This window comes from Streptomyces sp. NL15-2K (assembly GCF_030551255.1).
Taxonomy (GTDB): Bacteria; Actinomycetota; Actinomycetes; order Streptomycetales; family Streptomycetaceae; genus Streptomyces.
Window position 1 is genome coordinate 6,139,559 of record NZ_CP130630.1, and the last position, 19,139, is coordinate 6,158,697.

General features: G+C 69.8%; 21 protein-coding genes and 1 pseudogene. 11 read left to right on the forward strand and 11 right to left on the reverse strand.

From position 1 onward, the window contains the following. Positions 1-14 precede the first annotated feature (14 nt). Positions 15-1,346 (forward strand): enolase C-terminal domain-like protein, encoded by a 1,332-nt coding sequence (locus tag Q4V64_RS27570; protein WP_124444666.1) that lies wholly within the window; start codon positions 15-17, stop codon positions 1,344-1,346. A 28-nt stretch (positions 1,347-1,374) separates the two neighbouring features. Here Q4V64_RS27570 and Q4V64_RS27575 read toward each other — a convergent pair whose 3' ends face one another. After that, positions 1,375-1,959: a TetR/AcrR family transcriptional regulator gene (locus tag Q4V64_RS27575; RefSeq protein ID WP_124444667.1), complete on the reverse strand. Its 585-nt coding sequence runs from the start codon at positions 1,957-1,959 to the stop codon at positions 1,375-1,377. Positions 1,960-2,109: 150 nt separating this feature from the next. On the opposite strand from Q4V64_RS27575, the gene Q4V64_RS27580 reads away from it, so the two are divergent. Next, on the forward strand, positions 2,110-2,598 hold the full coding sequence (locus tag Q4V64_RS27580; RefSeq protein WP_124444668.1) for a hypothetical protein: 489 nt from the start codon (positions 2,110-2,112) through the stop codon (positions 2,596-2,598). Positions 2,599-2,785: 187 nt separating this feature from the next. On the opposite strand, the gene Q4V64_RS27585 is transcribed toward Q4V64_RS27580, so the two are convergent. Next, complete coding sequence (locus tag Q4V64_RS27585) at positions 2,786-3,370, reverse strand: TetR/AcrR family transcriptional regulator (RefSeq protein WP_124444669.1); 585 nt, start codon at positions 3,368-3,370, stop codon at positions 2,786-2,788. Positions 3,371-3,538: 168 nt separating this feature from the next. Between Q4V64_RS27585 and Q4V64_RS27590 the strand changes: the two genes are divergently transcribed. The 3 genes from Q4V64_RS27590 to Q4V64_RS27600 all read left to right on the forward strand — a co-directional run bounded on the left by Q4V64_RS27590 (position 3,539) and on the right by Q4V64_RS27600 (position 6,856). Next, positions 3,539-4,138 (forward strand): DUF456 domain-containing protein, encoded by a 600-nt coding sequence (locus Q4V64_RS27590; protein ID WP_124444670.1) that lies wholly within the window; start codon positions 3,539-3,541, stop codon positions 4,136-4,138. 289 nt (positions 4,139-4,427) lie between these two features. After that, positions 4,428-6,098: a serine/threonine-protein kinase gene (locus Q4V64_RS27595; RefSeq protein ID WP_124444671.1), complete on the forward strand. Its 1,671-nt coding sequence runs from the start codon at positions 4,428-4,430 to the stop codon at positions 6,096-6,098. Then, positions 6,095-6,856: a hypothetical protein gene (locus Q4V64_RS27600; protein ID WP_124444672.1), complete on the forward strand. Its 762-nt coding sequence runs from the start codon at positions 6,095-6,097 to the stop codon at positions 6,854-6,856. The genes Q4V64_RS27595 and Q4V64_RS27600 overlap by 4 nt, the downstream gene beginning before the upstream one ends. Before the next feature lie 3 nt (positions 6,857-6,859). On the opposite strand, the gene Q4V64_RS27605 is transcribed toward Q4V64_RS27600, so the two are convergent. The 4 genes from Q4V64_RS27605 to Q4V64_RS27620 form a co-directional block, all read right to left on the reverse strand. Next, complete coding sequence (locus tag Q4V64_RS27605; protein WP_124444673.1) at positions 6,860-8,377, reverse strand: cytosine permease; 1,518 nt, start codon at positions 8,375-8,377, stop codon at positions 6,860-6,862. A gap of 187 nt (positions 8,378-8,564) precedes the next feature. After that, on the reverse strand, positions 8,565-10,193 hold the full coding sequence (locus Q4V64_RS27610; RefSeq protein ID WP_303712031.1) for a hypothetical protein: 1,629 nt from the start codon (positions 10,191-10,193) through the stop codon (positions 8,565-8,567). Between the two features lie 282 nt (positions 10,194-10,475). Further along, positions 10,476-11,021 (reverse strand): hypothetical protein, encoded by a 546-nt coding sequence (locus Q4V64_RS27615; protein ID WP_124440503.1) that lies wholly within the window; start codon positions 11,019-11,021, stop codon positions 10,476-10,478. 134 nt (positions 11,022-11,155) lie between these two features. After that, positions 11,156-11,530: a cupin domain-containing protein gene (locus Q4V64_RS27620; protein ID WP_124440502.1), complete on the reverse strand. Its 375-nt coding sequence runs from the start codon at positions 11,528-11,530 to the stop codon at positions 11,156-11,158. A gap of 76 nt (positions 11,531-11,606) precedes the next feature. On the opposite strand from Q4V64_RS27620, the gene Q4V64_RS27625 reads away from it, so the two are divergent. The 3 genes from Q4V64_RS27625 to Q4V64_RS27635 all read left to right on the forward strand — a co-directional run bounded on the left by Q4V64_RS27625 (position 11,607) and on the right by Q4V64_RS27635 (position 12,935). Beyond that, positions 11,607-12,086 (forward strand): MarR family transcriptional regulator, encoded by a 480-nt coding sequence (locus Q4V64_RS27625; protein ID WP_253266985.1) that lies wholly within the window; start codon positions 11,607-11,609, stop codon positions 12,084-12,086. Between the two features lie 158 nt (positions 12,087-12,244). Beyond that, positions 12,245-12,430, forward strand: a complete 186-nt coding sequence (locus tag Q4V64_RS27630) for a hypothetical protein (protein ID WP_124440501.1) — start codon at positions 12,245-12,247, stop codon at positions 12,428-12,430. A 109-nt stretch (positions 12,431-12,539) separates the two neighbouring features. Then, entirely contained in the window at positions 12,540-12,935 is a 396-nt protein-coding gene (locus tag Q4V64_RS27635) for a nuclear transport factor 2 family protein (protein ID WP_124440500.1), read from the forward strand. Between the two features lie 234 nt (positions 12,936-13,169). Here the strand turns inward: Q4V64_RS27635 and Q4V64_RS27640 are convergent, their stop codons facing one another. Then, a complete protein-coding gene (locus tag Q4V64_RS27640; protein WP_124440499.1) occupies positions 13,170-13,538 on the reverse strand; it encodes a helix-turn-helix domain-containing protein in 369 nt (122 codons plus the stop codon). Positions 13,539-13,694: 156 nt separating this feature from the next. On the opposite strand from Q4V64_RS27640, the gene Q4V64_RS27645 reads away from it, so the two are divergent. Then, positions 13,695-13,961, forward strand: a complete 267-nt coding sequence (locus Q4V64_RS27645; RefSeq protein WP_124440498.1) for a CopG family transcriptional regulator — start codon at positions 13,695-13,697, stop codon at positions 13,959-13,961. Then, entirely contained in the window at positions 13,958-14,401 is a 444-nt protein-coding gene (locus tag Q4V64_RS27650) for a PIN domain-containing protein (RefSeq protein ID WP_124440497.1), read from the forward strand. Before Q4V64_RS27645 ends, Q4V64_RS27650 begins: the two co-directional genes overlap by 4 nt. 104 nt (positions 14,402-14,505) lie before the next feature. On the opposite strand, the gene Q4V64_RS27655 is transcribed toward Q4V64_RS27650, so the two are convergent. Further along, complete coding sequence (locus Q4V64_RS27655) at positions 14,506-14,928, reverse strand: PIN domain nuclease (RefSeq protein WP_124440496.1); 423 nt, start codon at positions 14,926-14,928, stop codon at positions 14,506-14,508. After that, positions 14,925-15,140, reverse strand: a complete 216-nt coding sequence (locus Q4V64_RS27660) for a type II toxin-antitoxin system VapB family antitoxin (RefSeq protein WP_124440495.1) — start codon at positions 15,138-15,140, stop codon at positions 14,925-14,927. Before Q4V64_RS27660 ends, Q4V64_RS27655 begins: the two co-directional genes overlap by 4 nt. Positions 15,141-15,242: 102 nt before the next feature. Here Q4V64_RS27660 and Q4V64_RS27665 point away from each other — a divergent pair. Then, a pseudogene (locus Q4V64_RS27665) lies at positions 15,243-15,437 on the forward strand (hypothetical protein); the annotation flags it as partial. A 192-nt stretch (positions 15,438-15,629) separates the two neighbouring features. On the opposite strand, the gene Q4V64_RS27670 reads toward Q4V64_RS27665, so the two are convergent. Together Q4V64_RS27670 and Q4V64_RS27675 are read right to left on the reverse strand one after the other, a co-directional pair. Next, complete coding sequence (locus Q4V64_RS27670) at positions 15,630-16,538, reverse strand: substrate-binding domain-containing protein (protein WP_253266984.1); 909 nt, start codon at positions 16,536-16,538, stop codon at positions 15,630-15,632. Next, complete coding sequence (locus Q4V64_RS27675; protein WP_124440492.1) at positions 16,535-18,964, reverse strand: SpoIIE family protein phosphatase; 2,430 nt, start codon at positions 18,962-18,964, stop codon at positions 16,535-16,537. The genes Q4V64_RS27670 and Q4V64_RS27675 overlap by 4 nt, the downstream gene beginning before the upstream one ends. Positions 18,965-19,139: the final 175 nt, after the last annotated feature.

The window sequence follows — 19,139 nt, forward strand, 5'->3', positions numbered from 1 at the left end:
GGACTTGGACCATCATGAGCAGTCAGCCGACCGTCACCGCGTTCGCCGTCTATCCCGTCGCCGGCCGGGACAGCATGGAACTGAACCTCTCCGGCGCGCACGGCCCCTACTTCACCCGCAACGTCGTCGTCCTCACCGACTCCGAGGGACGTACCGGGCTGGGGGAGGTGCCCGGCGGGGAGAAGATCACGCAGACGCTCCGCGACGCCGAACCCCTCGTCCTCGGTGCGAAGGTGGGTGACTACAAGCGAGTCCTGCGCGAGATCGGCGACCGGTTCGCCGACCGCGACGCAGGCGGACGGGGCGCCCAGACCTTCGACCTGCGGACCACCGTCCACACGGTCACCGCCGTCGAGTCGGCGCTGCTCGACCTCCTCGGGCAGCACCTCGACGTGCCCGTCGCCGCGCTCCTGGGCGACGGCCAACAGCGGGACTCCGTACGGGTACTGGGCTACCTGTTCTACGTCGGCGACCCGGACCGGACCGACCTGGAGTACGTCCGCGAACCCGACTCGCCTGTGGAGTGGTACCGGCTCCGGCACGAGGAGGCACTGTCGCCGGAGGCGATCGTCCGTCAGGCCGAGGCGGCCTACGACCTCTACGGGTTCCGGGACTTCAAGCTCAAGGGGGGCGTACTGGAGGGTGCCGAGGAGGTGGCGGCCGTACGCGCCCTCAAGGACCGCTTCCCCGAGGCCCGGATCACCCTCGACCCGAACGGCGCGTGGTCACTGCGCGAGGCGGTCGAGCTGTGCCGGCCCCTGGTCGGCACGCTCGCCTACGCCGAGGACCCCTGCGGAGCCGAAGGCGGCTACTCCGGACGGGAGATCCTCGCCGAGTTCCGCCGCGCCACCGGCCTCCCCACCGCGACCAACATGATCGCCACCGACTGGCGCCAGATGACCCACGCCCTGGCCCTCCAGTCGGTCTCCATCCCGCTGGCCGACCCCCACTTCTGGACCATGCAGGGCTCTGTGCGCGTGGCGCAGCTGTGCAACGCGATGGGCCTGACCTGGGGCTGCCACTCCAACAACCACTTCGACATCTCCCTGGCCATGGTGACCCACTGCGGCGCCGCGGCCCCGGGCGAGTACAACGCCCTGGACACCCACTGGATCTGGCAGGAAGGGCTGGAACGGCTCACCACCGCCCCACCGCGCATCGTCGGGGGCGAGATCGCCGTCCCGGACGGCCCGGGGCTGGGCGTCCGCCTCGACATGGACCGGCTCCTCGCGGCCCACGACCTCTATCGGGAGAAGGCGCTGGGGGCACGCGACGATGCCGTCACCATGCAACACCTCATCCCCGGCTGGGAGTTCGACAGCAAGCGGCCCTGCCTGGTGCGCTAGCCGACTGATCGGGCTCCCTGGGGGTCTGTCACGTGTTCGGCAGCCAGGGGGCGAGTGCGGTGTCGACCTCGCCTGTGACGGTGTCCTTGTCGAGCCGTTCGCCGAGCATGGAGCGCCGGAAGAACAAGGGCCCGATGATGCGGGAGATGAGTTCCCTGGCGTGTGCCTGGACGCCGGTGCGCAGTTCGCCGCGTTGCACGGCGGCCGTGAGCGCCTCCGTGAAGTGCTGGTCCTCCCGGCCGAACATGTCCTCGCGGATGCGCCGTGCGTCCTCGTCGCGCTCGGCCCGTTCGATGACGGTGGCGATGACCGATGCGGAGACGGGTCGGTTGAGCCAGTCGGTCTGCCGTTGGAGCTGGGTGACCAGTTGGTCGCGGACGGGGCTGTTGTCGAAGGTGAGCAGGGGGCGGACGTCGTTGGCGAGTGCGTCGATGAGGAGGGTCTGCTGGTCGGGCCAGTGTCGGTAGACGGTGGCGCGGCCGATTCCGGCCCGTTGGGCGACGGTGGCGTGGGTGACGTTTTCGGGGCCGCCTTCGACGAGGAGTTCGGTGGCGGCGGCCAGGGCGGCGGCGCGGCTGCGCAGGGCGCGGGGGTCCTGGTGGGTTCGGGGCATCTGGTGCACCTCTTCCGGGGAAGCTTCTGAGACTGTTTGACTCACACTTCTCTGCGATACATACTGTCTCACAGGTGGTGGGAAACCCGCCTTCCGATGCGTCAGGCGCAGGTCCGTCGTGGGTCTGCCACAGGCCCGAGGAGACGACTCATGCCCATGAACGAGAACGTCATCACGCTCCGCTTCACCGACCGCGCCGCCGCCTACCAGGCGCTGGGCGGCCTGAGGAACCTCAGTTCCGCGAACGCCGAGGTTCGCGACGCCGCCCTGATCGACCGTTTTGAGGACGGCGCGGTGCGCGTCACCGACGGCATCGACGGTGGGGTGGAGTGGAACGCGGCGGCCGACACCCGCAGCCCGCGCTACGGACGGACCACGGCGACCCTGGGCACCGGAACGCCGATCGGGGGACGCCACGGCTACCGGCGGGCCACCCGGGCCGACGGCGCCGCCGACGCCTTCCCCGCACAGCCCCCGCCCGACGGCGCGGTCATCCTCGCCGAGGTCGGCGAAGTCGATACCGAGACCCTGGACCTGCTGGCGCTGTGGTACGGCGCCGTCCTGGAGCGCCGCCCGGCCGACCCCGCACGCGGGGCGCCGGAGGCCATGGAGGAGGCGGTCGGCGAGATCGCCGCGTAGCAGGGGCGGGCGCCGCAGACCCGGGACGGACACCCCCCCTGTCCCGGATGGTGAGGGTGGGCCGACCAGGTCCACCCTCACCGCTTTGAGCCGTGAGGGCGAAGGTGCGCCGTCCGGCACCGGATCGCGTCGGACGGCACCGGACAGCACCGGACAGCATCGGACGGCACCGGACCCCGTCGGACGGTCACGCGTTCGGGAGCCAGGGTGCGAGCGCGGCGTCGACCAGGCTGACCACCAGGTCTTTGTCGAGGTGTACGCCGATCAGGAAGCGTTGGAAGAGCAGGGGGCCGACGATGTGGGCGATGAGATCTCTGGCGTGCTCCTGAACCCCGGGGCGCAGTTCACCGCGTTCGACGGCGGTGGCGAGCGCGCGGGTGAAGCCCTCGTCGGCCTGGCCGAAGATCTCCTCGCGGATGCGCCGTGCGCCCTCGTCCCGCTCCGCCCGCTGAATGATCGTGATGAGGACCGACACGGCGGCCGGTTGGTTGAATCGATGGATCATCTGTTCCAGCTGGGTCATCAGTTGGTCGCGGACAGGGCTGTCGTCGAAGGTGAGCAGGGGGCGGACGTCGTTGGCGAGTGCGTCGATGAGGAGGGTCTGCTGGTCGGGCCAGTGTCGGTAGACGGTGGCGCGGCCGATTCCGGCCCGTTGGGCGACGGTGGCGTGGGTGACGTTTTCGGGGCCGCCTTCGACGAGGAGTTCGGTGGCGGCGGCCAGGGCGGCGGCGCGGCTGCGCAGGGCGCGGGGGTCGTCGTTGGGCCGGGGCATCTGGGCACCTTTTTCTCTCGTGGCAATCTGTGAGACGTATTGACTCACAACCCTTCTTCGATACATACTGTCTCACAGATGAGGGTGGAAGTCCCGCCGAAGCCGGCACCGCGGCTTCCACTGTCAGACACATTGCCCGTTGCGGGTCTGTCGACCGAGGGAGAGATCATGTCTACTAACGAGAACGCCGTCGCCCTGCGTTTCGCCGATCGTGCCGCCGCCTACCAGGCGCTCAGTGACCTGAAGCACCTCAGCCCGGCCACGACCGAGGTCCGTGCCGCCGTCCTGATCGAGCGCCTGGAGGACGGCACGGTGCGTTTCCCCGAGGGATTGGACACCGAGGAGGGGAGGAGCACCGCGGTCGGCGGGCTGGTCGGCTCGATGGTCGGCATCCTCGGCGGCCCTCTCGGCATCCTGATGGGCTGGGGCGTCGGCGCGCTGATCGGTGGAGGCCGCGACTACAAGCGGGCCGAACAGGCCACCACCGCCGTCGGCGCCTTCGTCCAGCACGTCCCGCCGAGCGGCACGGCCATCCTGACCGAGGTCGTGGAGAGTGACACCCAGGCCCTGGACCTGCTGGCCCTGCGCTACGACGCCGTCCTGGAGCGCCGTCCTGCCGACTCCGTCCGCGCCGAGCTGAAGGCCATGGAAGAGGCCGCCGAGCGGGCCAGGAAGGACCGGGTGAAGCAGGAGCGGGAACTCAAGCGTGCCGAGCGGAAGGCGAAGCACGACGCCGCCGCGACGCCCAAGCAGGAGGTCACCGGGTAACCGGGACCGGCCCATGGACGCGGGGCAACTCCCCCTCTGCCCCGCCTGGTGAGGGCGGGCCGCCCCCCGGCCCGCCCTCACCACCTTCACAGCTACATGGCTCCCGCTTGATCGGTGTGCTCCTTTTTCAGCCAGCCCTGATCCGCATACTCCGGCTGCCAGTGCCCGGAACGGGGATCCAGAGTGCCGCACCGCAACCGAAGTGGCCGAAAATGTGTCTCTGGACGCGTGGTCCGAAGCTCCGGGGGGTCGTGGGCTTCCGGCAGCACTGCGGCCTTGGGGGGCTGGAATGAACACATGGGCTGTGCCCGGATACACGGAGTCACTGGAGCTCGGATCAGGGGCAAGCGGGCGGGTCGTCCTCGCCGTGCACGAGGAGACCGGCGTTCCGGTCGCGGTGAAGTACCTCAGCGAGTCACTGCGCACCAGGCCGGGCTTCGTACGCGATTTCAGGGCGGAGGCGCGGCTGCTCGGCGGACTGGAGAGCCCGTACGTCACCGGGTTGTACGAGTACGTCGAGAGCCCGGACGGCGCGGCCATCGTGATGGAGCTGGTGGACGGTGTCTCCCTGCGGACCCTGCTGACCAGGCAGGGCCCACTCGATCCCGAGGCCGCACTCGTAATCCTCAAGGGGTCGCTGCTCGGCCTGGCCGACGCGCACCGCATCGGCGTCGTCCACCGTGACTACAAGCCGGCGAACGTCCTGGTCCTGCCGGACGGATCGTCCAAGCTCGTCGACTTCGGTATAGCGGTCGACGTCGGCACCAGCGTCGGCGTGGCGGGAACTCCCGCCTACATGGCCCCGGAGCAGTGGACCGGCGCGCCCGCCTCTCCGGCCGCCGACGTGTACGCCGCCACGGCCACGTTCTTCGAGTGCCTGACGGGCCACAAGCCGTACTCGGGCGGCAATATCGCCGAACTCGCGCTGCAGCACGTCGATGCGCCCGTCCCTGCCGAGGAGGCCCCCGAGGCGGTGCGGGAGCTGGTGCGGCGCGGTCTGGCCAAGGACCCGCGGGAACGGCCCACACACGCCGAGGCGTTCGTCGCGGAACTGGAGACGGCCGCCGGCGCCGCCTACGGGCCCCACTGGGAGGAACGCGGCCGCGGCAGGCTCGCCGCGCTGGTGGCCCTGCTGCCGCTGCTGCTGCCCTCGGCCCGTAGCGCCCCGCGGACCACCACGGACACCGCGCGCACGGTGCTGAGCGGGGGACCGGGCCACGGCTGGGCGCAGTCGTGGCGGCCCGGACGGCCAGGGATGCTGGTGTCCGGTGCGGCCGTGCTGCTGGGCGTCTTCCTGACCTACGGCATCCAGCACACGCCGGGAGCGGCTCCGCGGCAGACGGCGCAGGCCCTGGCCACCACCAGTGCCCAGCCCGGTGTGGAGCCGGGAGGGCCCGCCGATCCGACCGCGACGGCCCACTCCTCCCCGCCGCCCCCGACGTCCACCGTGTCACCCGGCCCGTCGACCTCGGCCCCGTCCACCACGGACCCGGCGACCGCCGGCATCGGCGAACCCGGCACCGGCGAACCCTCGGCGTCCGCCACCACGGCTCCGGCCCCGGAGACGACGACGCCCGGCGGGGTGACCACCGAGCCGACGCCGACGACCGCTTCCCCCAGCTCGCCGACCGCTCCCGCCGTCAAGGACGTCGCGGTGTCGGGCTTCCGGCAGACGGGTGCGACGACCGCCACGGCAACGATCGACATCACCACGGACGGCACCGGGCCGCTCTCCCTCACCGTCTCGTGGTTCACGGGCGACACCGGAGGACAGCTCGGCACCCCGGACGGTACGGCCCAGACGTTCGAGCGCAGCGGCGCCACCCAGTACACGCTCACCGTCGACCACACCTTCCAGGGCAACGGCTGTTACTGGGGGGTGCAGGCCACGACCACACCGGCCTCCGCCGACGGCGGCGCCTCGCAGCAGCTTCTGACCAGGCGGTGCAACATCCGATGACCGCTCAGGACGACCGCACTCCCGCGTCTGCCGAGGACTCGGAGCCCACCCAGGTACTCGGCCCCACCGACGAGCACACCTCCACGCTCCACCTCGGCCCCACCGACGAACACGCCCCCACCGACAAACCCGGATCCACCGACGCCGAGTACAGCGCCACCGTGCTGGCCAGCCACTGGATCCAGCGGCCCGAGCCGGACACCACCCTCGTCGGACCGCCCTCCACGGAGATCCCGTCGCCGTCGCCGCCGACACGGCCGGATCGTGCCGAAGGCACGGTGCTGCGTTTCGGCCCGGGGGTGACAGCCGCCGTCGCGCACCGTACCCACAGGATGCTGCCCGCAGTGCCGCCGCCCCTCGCGCCCCCACGCCGGCGTCTGCGCAGACACACTCTGCCCGCGCTGGTGCTGATCTGCGTCATCGCCTTCCTCGCCTGGCAGCGCCTCGGGCCGTCCGTCGCGGTGCACACGGTGGCGGTCACGGCCCGGCCGACGGTTCTGGGATGCGACGGCACGGCGGACATAGTCGCCCTCGTCGCCACGAACGGCCGACCGGGCACGCTCTCCTACCGCTGGACCCGAAGTGACGGCACCGCCTCGGGCGTCCTGCGCGAAGTGGTGGTCCAGGGCCAGGGACAGGCACGCCTGCACCTGTTGTGGACCTTCCAGGGCAAGGGCCACTACACGGCACGTGCCGAACTACGCATACTTTCCCCCACCGAGCGCACGGTCACCACCCACCTCACGTACGAATGCTGACTCCTATGCCTGTGTCGCCTCCGGAGCTTCCGCCGCCGTCCTCGCTGCGAGGGGGCTCCTGCCCCCGCTGAACGCGAAGTAGAGCACCCCGGCCACGACGACTCCGATGAACCAGGAGTACGGACCCAGCGTCGCCCCGTATCCGGACGGTCCGTAGACGGGGAGGATGCTGGAGAAGACGGCGCCCACCACTCCGGCGGCGAACGCCCGTACGTTCCAGCCGCCCTGGAAGCGGAACTCCCCGCCCTCCTCGTACAGAGCGGGCACGTTCAGCTGTGTCTTCCGGATGAGGTAGTAGTCGACGACGATCACACCGAAGATGGGGCCCATCGTCGAGCCGATGGCGTTGACGAAGCTGGGGGCGTTGTCCCAGGGGTGGAGCGGGTAGAGCAGGAGCGCGATGACGGCGGCGATGAGGCCGCCCCTGCGGAAGCTCACGTACTTCGGGGCCACGTTGGCGAAGTCGAAGGCGGGACTGACGAAGTTGGCGACGACGTTGATGCCGAGGGTCGCCACGGCGAAGGTCAGGGCGGCGAGCAGGACGAGGAACGCGCTGTCGAACTTGGCGGAGATCTCGGCCGGTTCGAGGATGACCTCGCCGTACACCTTGCTGGCGGCGGCCGTGGTGGTCGCGGCGACGAGGGAGAAGAGGATCAGGTTGACGGGCAGGCCCCAGATGTTGCCCTTCTTCAGGGCCTTCTCGTCGGGGGTGAAGCGCGCGAAGTCACCGAAGTTGAGGAACAGGGCGGCGAAGTAGGTTACCCAGGTGGCGGCTATCGCCGCGATCGCGGCGAACGAGCCCGGGGAGACATCGAGTCCGGTGGCGCTCTTGGCGAGCGCGGCCAGGTCCTTGCCCGGCATGTCGACGGAGAAGGACAGCGCCCCTGCCTTCACGGACAGCGCGATCGCGAGGACCAGCATCATCAGCCAGACCGCCGGGCCGGCGAAGTCCTGGAAACGGCGGACCGTTTCCATCCCCTTGCTGATGATGAGCAGCTGGGCGGCCCACACACCGAGGTAGCACAGCACTTCGAGGCCGCTGTGGTCGAAGAGCCGGCTGGTCTCGTGCAGATGCTTGGGTCCGTCGTAGCGGACGAGGAAGGCCACGATGGCGCCGGCGGCGGCACTGGTCTGGGCGCCGTACCAGAAGGTGGCGACCACGGCCCGTACGAGAGCCGGGACGTTGGCGCCGAAGGTGCCGAACGAGGCGCGGGCGAGGACTGGGTAGGGGACACCGGTCTTGACGCCCGCCTTGCCGATGAGGGTCATCAGCCAGTAGATGATCAGCGAGCCCACACCGATGCCGATGAGGAACTTGAAGGTGTTGCCCGCGACGAGGAACAGGCTGGCGGCCAGGAAGTAGCCGTACAGACTGTGCACGTCCGAGGTCCAGACGTTGAAGATGCTGAAGGCGCCCCACTTGCGCTCGGTGGCGGGAGCGAGGTCCGCGTTGTAGAGGCGGGGGGAGTACCCGGGCGGGGTGGCGGTTCTGTCCGCGTCCGCGCTGTCCGTGGCCGTCATGTCCTGCTCCTTCTTGCTGTGCCCCATCCCCTACCGGCGTGGTGCCGGACGGTTGATGCGTCAGCTAAGGGGCCGGAGGTTGCGCCGGCATGTCGGGCATGTAGCAGACCCGTCAACGGAAAATCTCTTCCACTTCCGGATCGAGTCGCCGGTCGATCGGTACCTGTGCTCGTGCCGCTCACCGTTCCTAAAGACTGAGCGGGAGTGAGTCCTGGTGCCAGAACTCATGCTCAGCCGAACGCCCCGAACGGTGTTGGGCGTTCTGGTCCACCGCGTTCTCGCCGCGTCCGGCGCGCACGGATCGTGTCCGTGGTCCGGGGATGCGGGGGCGGTTTCCCTCACGCCCCGGGGCCACTGATTCGGCCTGGACGGTCCGATGCCCGCACCCATCGCTCCGGTGGGTGCGGGGCGGTGCCGTCCGTCGCCGGATCGGGTGCCCCAGGGCGCGCCTGCCGATCGCCACGGCGGCCGCGTCGTGGCGAGTGGTCTTCCTGGTGTTGGTGGTGAGGGGCTTCTGCCAGTGCTGGGCGCCCCACTTGGAGGTGTAGGCCGGGTCGACGGCGACGATGGTGATGCCGAGTTCGGCCGCCATGGACACCAGCCGGGCCCGCAGCCGGGAGGTGGGCATGCCGGAGATGAGCTTGCGGAACCTTTTGCGGCGGCCGTGCTTCTCCCGGGTCTTCTCCGCTTGGAAGTCGAGGTCTTCGACCGCGACCGCGAGGCTGTGGCGTTTGGCCCAGTGCAGCAGGCGGATGAGGGCGTGCCTCACCTGCGCGTCGCGGTGGCCGGCGGTGCCGGACAGGTCGTAGCCGAACCGGAGCGGTGCGCCGACGGGGTTGCCGTGCTGGTCGAGGCGCCAGGCGGCGAGATGGTCGGCGTTGGTGTCCACGCCGACCAGCCCGCCCGCGCGGGCCGCCTCCAGCGGCACCATCTGGACCGGCGGGAGCGTCCATGACGCGGTCAGGTACCAGCGGCTCCGGCCTACGTCTTCGTGGATGCGGTAGGCCACGGCCCGGTTGGCGGTGACCCGGTCACGCCACTGCTCGCCCCGGTGCGCGAACGCCACGCGGCCGGTGAGCACGTACCGGCCGTGCGGAGCGTTCGCCAGCGGCGCCAGCGGCGCCGGGAGCTTGATCGAGACCTCGCCGTCGCCGGTGACGCGGATCGTCTCGTTGCCGTAGCTTTTGCCGGACTCGCCGTCGGCCTGCAGGAACCGGCGCCCGGCCTCCCACCGGGCGCGCCACTGCTCTTCGGTGAGCCCGGCGGCATCCAGGTTGTGCCGGGTGTTCAGCAGCCGTTTCCCGCCGCGCACCACGCGCACGACCCCGGCCTCCCGCTCCGCCCGGGCCGTCTGAAGCCGGTCTTCGAGCACGCGCAGGCGGCGGGACTTGGCAAACCACTCCTGCCGGCTGCGGTAGCCGCCAGGCGCCTGCTTGGTGCCCTTGTCACCGATGGGCCGGGACAGCCGGTGCTCGATCGTCTCGATCCCGGCCTGAAGGCTCTGGATGTGCGCGAGCCGGCCACGCCGGGCGAGCGCCCACTGATCGTGGGCGGCCTTCGTGACCGACCCGGCCCAGCGGGAGGAGGACTCCTGTGTGAGAGTGCGCTTGCGCTCGGCCCACCGCTCACTGTCGTGCTCCAGACCAGCCGCGCACCGCGCCTTCAGATCACGGGAAGCAAGCGAACCGAGCAGGTCGCCGACCAGGCGAAGCACCTTCTCGTCCCCAGCGGTCAGGCCCTTGAGCCGGGTACAGATCGCAACCCCCGAGAGACCGGGCACCACGAACGGCGCCACCACCTCCCGCAGCTCACCCACCCCGTCACCCCCCGGCCCGGTATCGAAGAAATCCCTCACCACACCAACGACCACCACCAGCGAAGGTCACGCATTCGACACAAGAACTCCCGTTCCCCGCCGGAGAACATGCCTGACGCTGCCAGGAGGCTCACTCATACACGCCAGAACACGCTCAAGCACCGTCGACCCCCACCTGCTCACCACCCCTGGTGACGACTTCGATCGCATGCAATGGCGGCGATGCCAAGTTCCTTTTGTCGACAACGGAGTTGCTGTTCTGGTGACCGCTGCACCGGGCCGTCAGCAGATCGGGGCCTGGGGGACGTCCTTGCCGTACTTCGTCAGGGAGCACACGGTCTTCGCCGAGACCTTCCACGTGTCGTCCTGGCGTACGGACGCCCCCGGGCCGTCCGGTCCGACCTTCCGGTCGCCGGAGAAGAGGGTGTAGCCGATCCGCGCGTGCAGATCGGAGGTGAAGGTCACCGAGTCGACGCGGACCCGCAGCACGTGGGTCTTCGGGTCGTTGGCGAGTGCGTCGATCATCAGCTGGTACTCGTCACCGCTCTCCATGACGTCCGCCTTGTCCTCGACCGAGGTCTCGGGACCGAAGAAACGCGCCCAGGCGTCGCGGACCTGCTTCTCGGCCTCGGCCGGGTCCTCCGGGGCGCTCGCAGTCGGGGTGGGGGTCGGGGAGGTGGTGGGCGGGAGACTCCGACTCGGGGTGTTGGACGACGGGGAATCCGTGGTGGGCGGGGACTGGGGTTCGTCGTCCGTGCAGGAGACGGTGAGCGAGAAGAGTGCAGCCGCCGTGATGGCGGCGCGAAGTGATCGCCGTAGTGGCCCCATGGTCTCTTCCTCCTCGGGAGCGCCTACGGGACCGCGTTCCCGTCATCGCTGTCTCCCATCCTCCGCCCGGCATGGGAGACGGCCTCTGCGGGAACCGACGGAGTGTGATGGTCGGGCTGTTCGGAGGGAAGGGGTCACTCTGCCCACGGAAGCGGGATCTTGTCCTCGCTGCCCGGCATCATCGCCTTGCCGCCCACGGCCATGGCGACCACAGCCTCTGCCGGGCCACCCAGGGCCCTCAGTTGCCGCACCGCACCAGCGGGCACGATGACGGCCTGACCGGCCGTGGCGCGCCCGGTCTTGCCCTCCACCTCGATCTCGAACTCGCCCGACAGGGGCATCCACACCTGCTCGCGGTCGATGATGTGCACCGGCGTGGCGGAGTCCGCGCCGACTTCCACCCGCCAGGTGCTGACCTCGGTACTGCCCTGGCTGGGGGCAGCCAGGCCGAACATCGAGCCAGCCGGCGTCTTGGTCGTCCGTTGCTCGCTTTCGCTGACCACGTACATGTGCACACCCTCCATGTAAAGCGCCTTTACTCGCAGCGAGTAAAGCGACTTTATTCAGGTGTGTCAAGATGAGCTGGTGGAGACCCATGACCATGATCCCCTCGAGCGCGCCGAGCTCACCTTCCTGCTCGGAATGGCCTTCCAGTTGGTCCTCTCCGAGTTCGTGAGCCGTCTTGACGCCGCCGGCTATGCCGATCTCCGCCCCATGCACGGCTTGGTCTTCCAGGCGCTACGCGGTTCCGGTGCGACGAGCAGCGAACTGGCCGAGCAGCTCGGGGTCACCAAGCAGGCCGCCGGCCAGATCGTCGACGATCTGGAGAAGCGGGGCTACGTCGAGCGGCAACCGCACCCCACCGGCGGCCGTCGCAAACTCGTCGTCCTGACCGAGAAGGCGCTGGAGCACCTCGCTGTGGCCGGACGGATCCTGCATGAACTGGAGGCACAGTTGACCAAGCAGCTCCACGAAGCCGGCCAACAGGTTCCGCGATCCGAACTCGCGGCAGTCATCCGCACTTTGGCAGGAGACTCGATCCCACCATGGCGCCCCGTCTGGTGAAACGGTACGGCGTCGTGGCGAATGGGCGCGGTGGCAACGACGGCCGGGCAGGTGCACACAGGACCGCCTTCGGATTCCTCTCCAACTCCCGGACACCGAGGTGGTTTGTGACGTGTGTCACGTCATCCCGTTGGTTACGTTGAGGTGACTGGTTACCGATGGTGAGTATGGCGGTGCAGCAGGACGAACTCACCGAAGGAGAGAGTCCGGCCATGGGGTCGGCCATGGGGTCCACCACCGCCCTCGGGATCGCCCGGCAGTACGCCGACGGGGGCTCCGCCACGGCGGGCAGGGCGAGGACGAGTTCTGGGGCGATGCCTGAGGGCGGGTCCGCCGAAACCTGACCGGGCGTCATCGATCCATCCCGAGTCGCATCGCATGCGTCGCGCCTCGCATCCAACCTGTATCAGCAAGTCGTGCTGCCCCTATGTCAGGGGCGTCAGGAGTGTTGTCATGACCAGCAAGAACGTCGACATCGCGCGTGAGTACTTCCAGGCCGTGCAGAAGGGTGACCTGGCCAAGGTCGGGGAGCTTCTGGACGAGGAGATCGTCTGGCATCAGCCGGGCGCCAACCAGTTCTCCGGTGAGTACAAGGGGCGCGACGCCGTCTTCGCGATGCTCGGCGGGATGATGGAGGCCAGCCGGGGCTCCTTCGCCATCGACACGATCCACGCCCTCATGGGCAACGGCGACATGGTGGCCGCCTCGATCCACTTCGCCGGGCGGCGTGAGGACGCGTCCATGGGCATGGAGGGCGTGGATGTCCTGCGCTTCCAGGACGGCAAGATCGTCGAGATGTGGCTGTTCTCCGGCGACCAGGTGGCCGAGGACGCCTTCTGGGGACAGTAGGCCGCCCGCGTCCTTCCCGATTGGAAGCCGTCCGGCACTGCGGCACCGTGCCGGACGGCTTGTGGCGTGGATTACCGGGCGACCGGGCGACCGGTCGACCGGTCGACCGGTCGCCCGGTCGCCCGGTCGACCGACGGCAGGATCCCTCGACTCCGGGCGCGCGGGCCGTGGCGGCCGCCTCGGCGCCACCTCCACGACGTTCGCCCACTGCTTACCTCTGGTAACCAGCCACGGTCACTGGCGGGCGTCGTAGCTCTCGCGTGCCGCGAGCACTTCGGTGAAGTGTTCCTCGGCCCAGAGGCCCAGTGCCTGAAGCGGGGCATGCAGAGTGCGCCCCAGTGCGGTCAACTCGTACTCGACCCTGGGCGGGACCTCGGCGTACACGTGCCGGGTGACGATTCCGTCGCGTTCCAGGTCCCGGAGCGTCTCGGTGAGGACCTTCGCGCTGATGCCGTCGACGGTGGCGCGCAGGTCGCGGAAGCGCATTCGGTCGGCGCTGAGCGCGATGACCACCATGGCCGTCCACTTGTTGGCGATGCGGGCGAGCGAGGTACGGGACGGGCAGGTCGCCGTCATGACATCAAAGGCCGGAAGCTGCGGCATGCGTCACACGCCCTCATTGGTTGCGTCGAGGTGGTTTGTTACCGGCGGTAAGTGTAAGGACCCGTCAGGCAGCATGTTCGCCGACGACATCGTCTGGCACCAGCCCCGGGGAAGTATCCGCATACATCAAACCGGTACATGGACTACTCCTGGTACATGTCCATGAAACGCACCAACGTCTACGCCGACCCCGAGGACCTGGCCATCATCAAGGAGGCCGCCAAGCGTCGAGGTGTGAGCGAGGCCGAGATCATCCGCCAGGGCATCCACCTTGCAGCCATGGCGAACCGGGTGTGGGACGAGCCGCTGTTCTCACGCACCTTTGAGGGGCCGGGGCGCACGCTGTCCAAGTCGGAGGTCCGCGACACGGTCGCCGAGGCCGTCCGGAGTGAGACCGGCTCGGGTTCCGGATCCGCCGCGTGATCATTGTCATCGCCGATACGTCCGGCTTTCTGGCAGCCCTGGACTCGGCCCATCCGGAACACCGTGCGGCGAACGAGGCCATCATGGCGGCGGGCCTGCTGATCATGTCCCCGCTCCTGCTGGCCGAACTGGATCACGTGGCGACGCGTGAGCTCGGCACGGAGGCTGCCCTCAGCGCGGTCGACGACCTGCGGCGCTGGATGGGACGGGGTCGTGTCGTCATGCCTGAGATCACGGAGGACCACCTGGGCGCCGCCCAGTCTGTCCGCGTCCGCCACCGCGCGCTGGACCTCGACCTCGCCGACGCGGTGAACGTGGCGCTTGCCGCCGACTACGACACGGATGCGGTTCTCACCCTCGACCGACGAGACTTCCGGGCCGTACGCCCGTTGGGCCGCCACAAGGCGTTCCGGGTACTCCCCGGCGACCTCCCGCTCTGACGCAGGCCCCTCGGCGGTCAAGTGCCCGGTCCCACAAGGGGCTTGTGCACCGCCCCAAGACCGATGGTCGCGGCTTCCTCGGAACGGCCGACGCTCGCCCTTGGTCATTTGCCGGCTTCGGGGCCGTACCACTGGAGTGCCTGGCCGGTGACGGCGGCGATGCACTCGAAGTCCCGGTCGCGGTGGAGCAGTGTCAGTCCCTGCAACTCGGCCGTGGCGGCCACTACGAGGTCGACGGCTCCGGCGCTGTGGTGCTGTCCGCGCTGGGTGAGGACCTCCTGGACCTGCCATGCGCGGTCGTAGGCACGGTCGTCGACCGACACCCAGCCGAAGAGCATGCGCATGTCTTCGATGCCTTGTGCGCGGTCGGCGGCGGAACGCGCGCTGTAGAAGAACTCCAGCTCGGTGATGGGGCAGGTGGCGATGAGCCCGGCGGCTGCCGCTTGGTCCCATCCGTACTGCTCGGCGTCGCTGCGCAGCATGCGGGCGAGCGCACTGGTGTCGATCAGGTATTGCGCAGCGTTCACCGGCGGTAGTTCCCCTTGTCCTCGAAAAGATCGAGGTCGAAGGCACCCTCTCCTGCCGACGCCCGCAGGCGGGTGAGCGCCAGGGCTCGCCGCCGGTTCTCCAGCACCTCGCGCAGCGCGGTGTTCACCGTCTCCTTCTTGGTGCTGGTCCCAAGGGCCTTGGCCACGTCCGCGACCAGCTGATCGTCGAGGTCGATCACGGTTCGGCTCATCGACTGCACCTCCATGGATATCAACACTGCCATCAATTATATCTGCACCCATGCATGAGGGGAGTCGCCATGCGGCCCGCGGGTGCTCCGCACGCGGCGGTCAAGGGCATGGGCAGCAGCCGCGGCAACGTCGAGTCCGGCTTCATCCGCAGTGTCGACGACGCCGCGCGCCGGTTCTACGCCACGGTGGTGGCTCAGAGCAGTGCGGCGACCGAACGCGACGCCTTCACCGCCGTGTTGTGCGTGGTGTCGCTCGCCGTGGGGGCGCGGCCGGGACCGCAGGAAGCCAGCTCGTAAGGCTGCCTGGTTCGCGTGCCGGAACGGCTCCCGCAACATCCAGGCCCGTGCCTGGGAGTTGTGGCGAAGCGGGGCCGAGTCAACGGCCCCTGCCCCACCCCCGCGTCAGCGGAGTGGGGCTGGACGCAAACGCAGCATCACCGCCAGTGATGCCCGTTGTGCAAGCCCGGGACTTCAGTCCCGGGTCGTTGACTACCAGGCGTCCGGTGTCGAGAGGCAGGGGCCGGTGCTGGAGCGGATGGTGATCAGCGGTCTCAGCAGAACGTTCCGGGGAGGTGCGCCGGGGGATTTCAGCCGCTCCATCAACAGCTCGACGGCGATCCGGCTGATCTCGTCGACCGGTTCCTCGGCCGCCGTGAGCGGCGGGATCACGGTATCCGTAAGGGCGGGACCGGCCGTCAGGCCGACGACCGAGAAGTCGCGCGGTACGACCCGCCCGGCGCGCGTCAGGCCGCGGTACAGACCGGCTACGGATGCCTCGCTCAGGGTGGCCACCGCTGTGGTGTCCGGGTCGTCCCGCAGAATCTTCGCCAGGCACGCCTCGCCGGCGGCCGTGTCGTCGCCGCAGAAGTACGCGCGCCCGGTAAGCCCCAGCTCCTCGATGCCCTGGTTGAACCCCTCGAGTCCGCGGTGCGCCGATTCGTATCCGGACCGGAAGAACTGCTCCGACCGGTTGACGAACGAGATGGTGGTGTGACCGAGGTCGGCCAGGTGCCGCACGCAGTTGCGTCCGAGCGCCACGAAGTCCAGGTCCACCCACCAGGCGTCCTCGATGCCCGGCCGTCCGATCGTGACGAAGGGGTAACCCAGCTCGGTGAGGTGGTCGACCCGCGAGTCCTCCAGCTTGATCTCCATCAGGATGACGCCGTCCACCCGGCCTCCCGCCAGCAGCCGCTGGAACGGCGGGTCGTCCACCTCCCTGCCGGTGGTGAGCAGCACGTCGTAGTCGTATGTCTGGGCCGCCTCGGCCACCCGGCCGACGAAGTCCAGCTGCATCCCCGTGTAGCGGTGGTCGGCGGGCGGGAAGACCATCCCGAGCGCGCGTGTCTGGTCGACGGTCGGCACGGGGGTCGTACCGGCGCCGGCGTCCTCCGTGTTCACAGGTCCGCCCACCATGAGTCGTCGGGCAGGGGCTGCTCGGCCCAGATGGTCTTGCCGGTGCCGGTGTGGCGGGTGCCCCAGCCATGGGCGACCTGGGCGACCAGGAGGAGTCCGCGGCCTCCCTCGTCGAAGGTGCGGGCACGGCGCAGATGGGGAGAGGTACTGCTGCCGTCGGAGACCTCGCAGATCAGGGTGCGGTCGCGGATCAGCCGTAGCTGGATGGGAGGCCCGCCGTACCGGATGGCGTTGGTGACGAGTTCACTGACCACCAGCTCGGTGACGAACGAGGCCGTCTCCAGCCCCCAGGCGGCCAACTGGCGGGTGGCCTGCGCCCGGGCGTCCGCGACGACCTCGGGGTCGACGGGCAGGCCCCAGGTGGCGACCTGGTCGGCGTGGAGGGCGCGGGTGCGTGCGACCAGCAGGGCGACATCGTCGGAGGGACGCTCGGGCAGCAGGGTGCCGATCAGACGGTCGCAGGTGTCCTCCAAGGAGGGGGAGACAGTGGCCAGGGAGTCGCGCAACCGGGCGAAGCCCGTGTCGAGATCCCGGCCTGGGGCGTGGATCAGCCCATCGGTGTGCAGCACGATCACACTGCTCTCGGGCAGCTCCAGCTCCGTGGCCTCGAAGGGCACGCCACCCACGCCCAGCGGGGGCCCGGGGCTCAGACCGATGGTGGCGACCGTGCCGTTGGGGTAGAGGACGCTGGGCGGGGGATGGCCGGCGCTGGCGAGGACGCAGTGCCGGGACACCGGGTCGTAGACGGCGTACAGGCAGGTGGCGCCGAACTCGCCCGGCAGTCCGGCGGGGTCCAGCCCGTCGGCGCCGCTGAGATGGGTGACCAGGTCGTCGACGTGGGTGAGGAGCTCGTCGGGCGGCAGGTCGACATCGGCGAGGGTCCGCACGGCGGTACGCAGCCGCCCCATGGCGGCGGAGGCGTGGACACCGTGTCCGACCACATCGCCGACGACCAGAGCGACCCGGGTCCCGGACAGCGGGATCACGTCGAACCAGTCGCCGCCCGCTCCGGTCTCGGAACTGGCCGGCAGATAGCGGAAGGCGGCCTCGACCGCGGCCTGCTGGGGCAGCTCCTGCGGAAGCAGGCTGCGTTGCAGGGTGAGGGCGGTGGCGCGCTCGCGGGTGTAGCGCCGCGCGTTGTCCATGCTGACGGCGGCCCGGCCGGCCAGTTCCTCGACGAGCAGCAGGTCGTCCTGCTGGAAGGCCCCCGGGAGGGTCCAGCGCCAGAGTACGGCCACGCCGAGCACGATGCCGCGGGCTCGCAGCGGCACCGCCATGCCCGTGTGGATGCCGTCGCGATGGACGCCGACGCTCCTGATCTCGTCGCCCTCGATCCACCTGACGAAATCGGGGTCGTCCAATCCGCTCAGCAGGGGGCGTCCGGCGGCGAGGCAGCGGGCCGGGGGAGAGAACGGCGGGTAGGCGACGACCGCGCCCAGCTCGACGGCGAGCTGGGGGACGCCCTCGACGGCGGACCGGTACGCGGCCCTGCGCAGCAGCACGGGTTCACCCGTCTCCCGCACCTTCGGCTCCTCTCCCGCCAGGACCGAGCCGAAGAGGTCCACGGTGACGAAGTCGGCGAGCCGTGGCACCAGCAGCTCGGCCAGCTCCCCGGCCGTGCGCCCCACATCCAGGGTGGCGCCGATCCGTGCGCCGGCCTCGTTCAGCAGGGCCAGCCGCTGGTGGGCCCCGTGCTGCGCGCTGTTGTCGAACGCGGCGGTGCCGACTCCGCGGACCCGGCCGAAGGGATCCTTGACCGGCCACATCTCGATGCTCCAGGCACGGTCACCGACGTAGTCCTCGTAGTGCGCCGGTGACCCGGTCTCGGCGACCCGCCGCAGCTGCTTCTGCCAGGCCCCGTCGGCGCCGTCCGGAAGGACGTCCGCGTACGACCGTCCGCGCAGTTGCGCCGCCGCGGTGCCCACCATGTCGCCGACGAGGCTGTTGGCCTGTTGGCACCGCAGCTCCGCGTCGAACATGGCGAGGGCGACCGACGCCTGGGCGAAGGGCTGCTCCCACATCGCCCGGTCGGACCCGCTCTCGGTCCCGCTCCCGGACGGGTGCGGGGAGACGGTCACGACGGACCACTCGTGGCCCTTGCCCTGGCCGTCCAGTGACGGACAGACGCGCATGCCGACATCGAGCCGGTGACCGTCCCGATGGCGTACGGTCACGGACCCGCTCCATGCCTCACCCGTGGCCAGGGCGTTCCAGGCCGCATGGGAGGCGTCCACGGCGAGCAGCTCGGCAGCTGCGCGGCCCACCACCTCCGGGGAGTGGCCGAGCAGGCGTTGGGCGTCATCGCTCCAGCGCAGCACCGTGCCCCGCGCGCCGACGACGAGGGTGGCCAGGTCGGCTGCAGACCATGGGGCAGCAGGGCTCTCGCCTGCAGCGCTGCCACGCTGTGCCATGGTCGCTCACCCCGCAGCCGTCACTCACCTTGGCGCTTACCATTCTGGTACATATCAGACATACCAATGAAACATTATTCGCGGCACCTGTGCTGTCGGGCCCCGGGTCCGGGGCCGCTGCCTTGCGGACCATGCCCGGTCGCGGGCTGCCGGGCGGGGCTCCGGCGCGGATGAC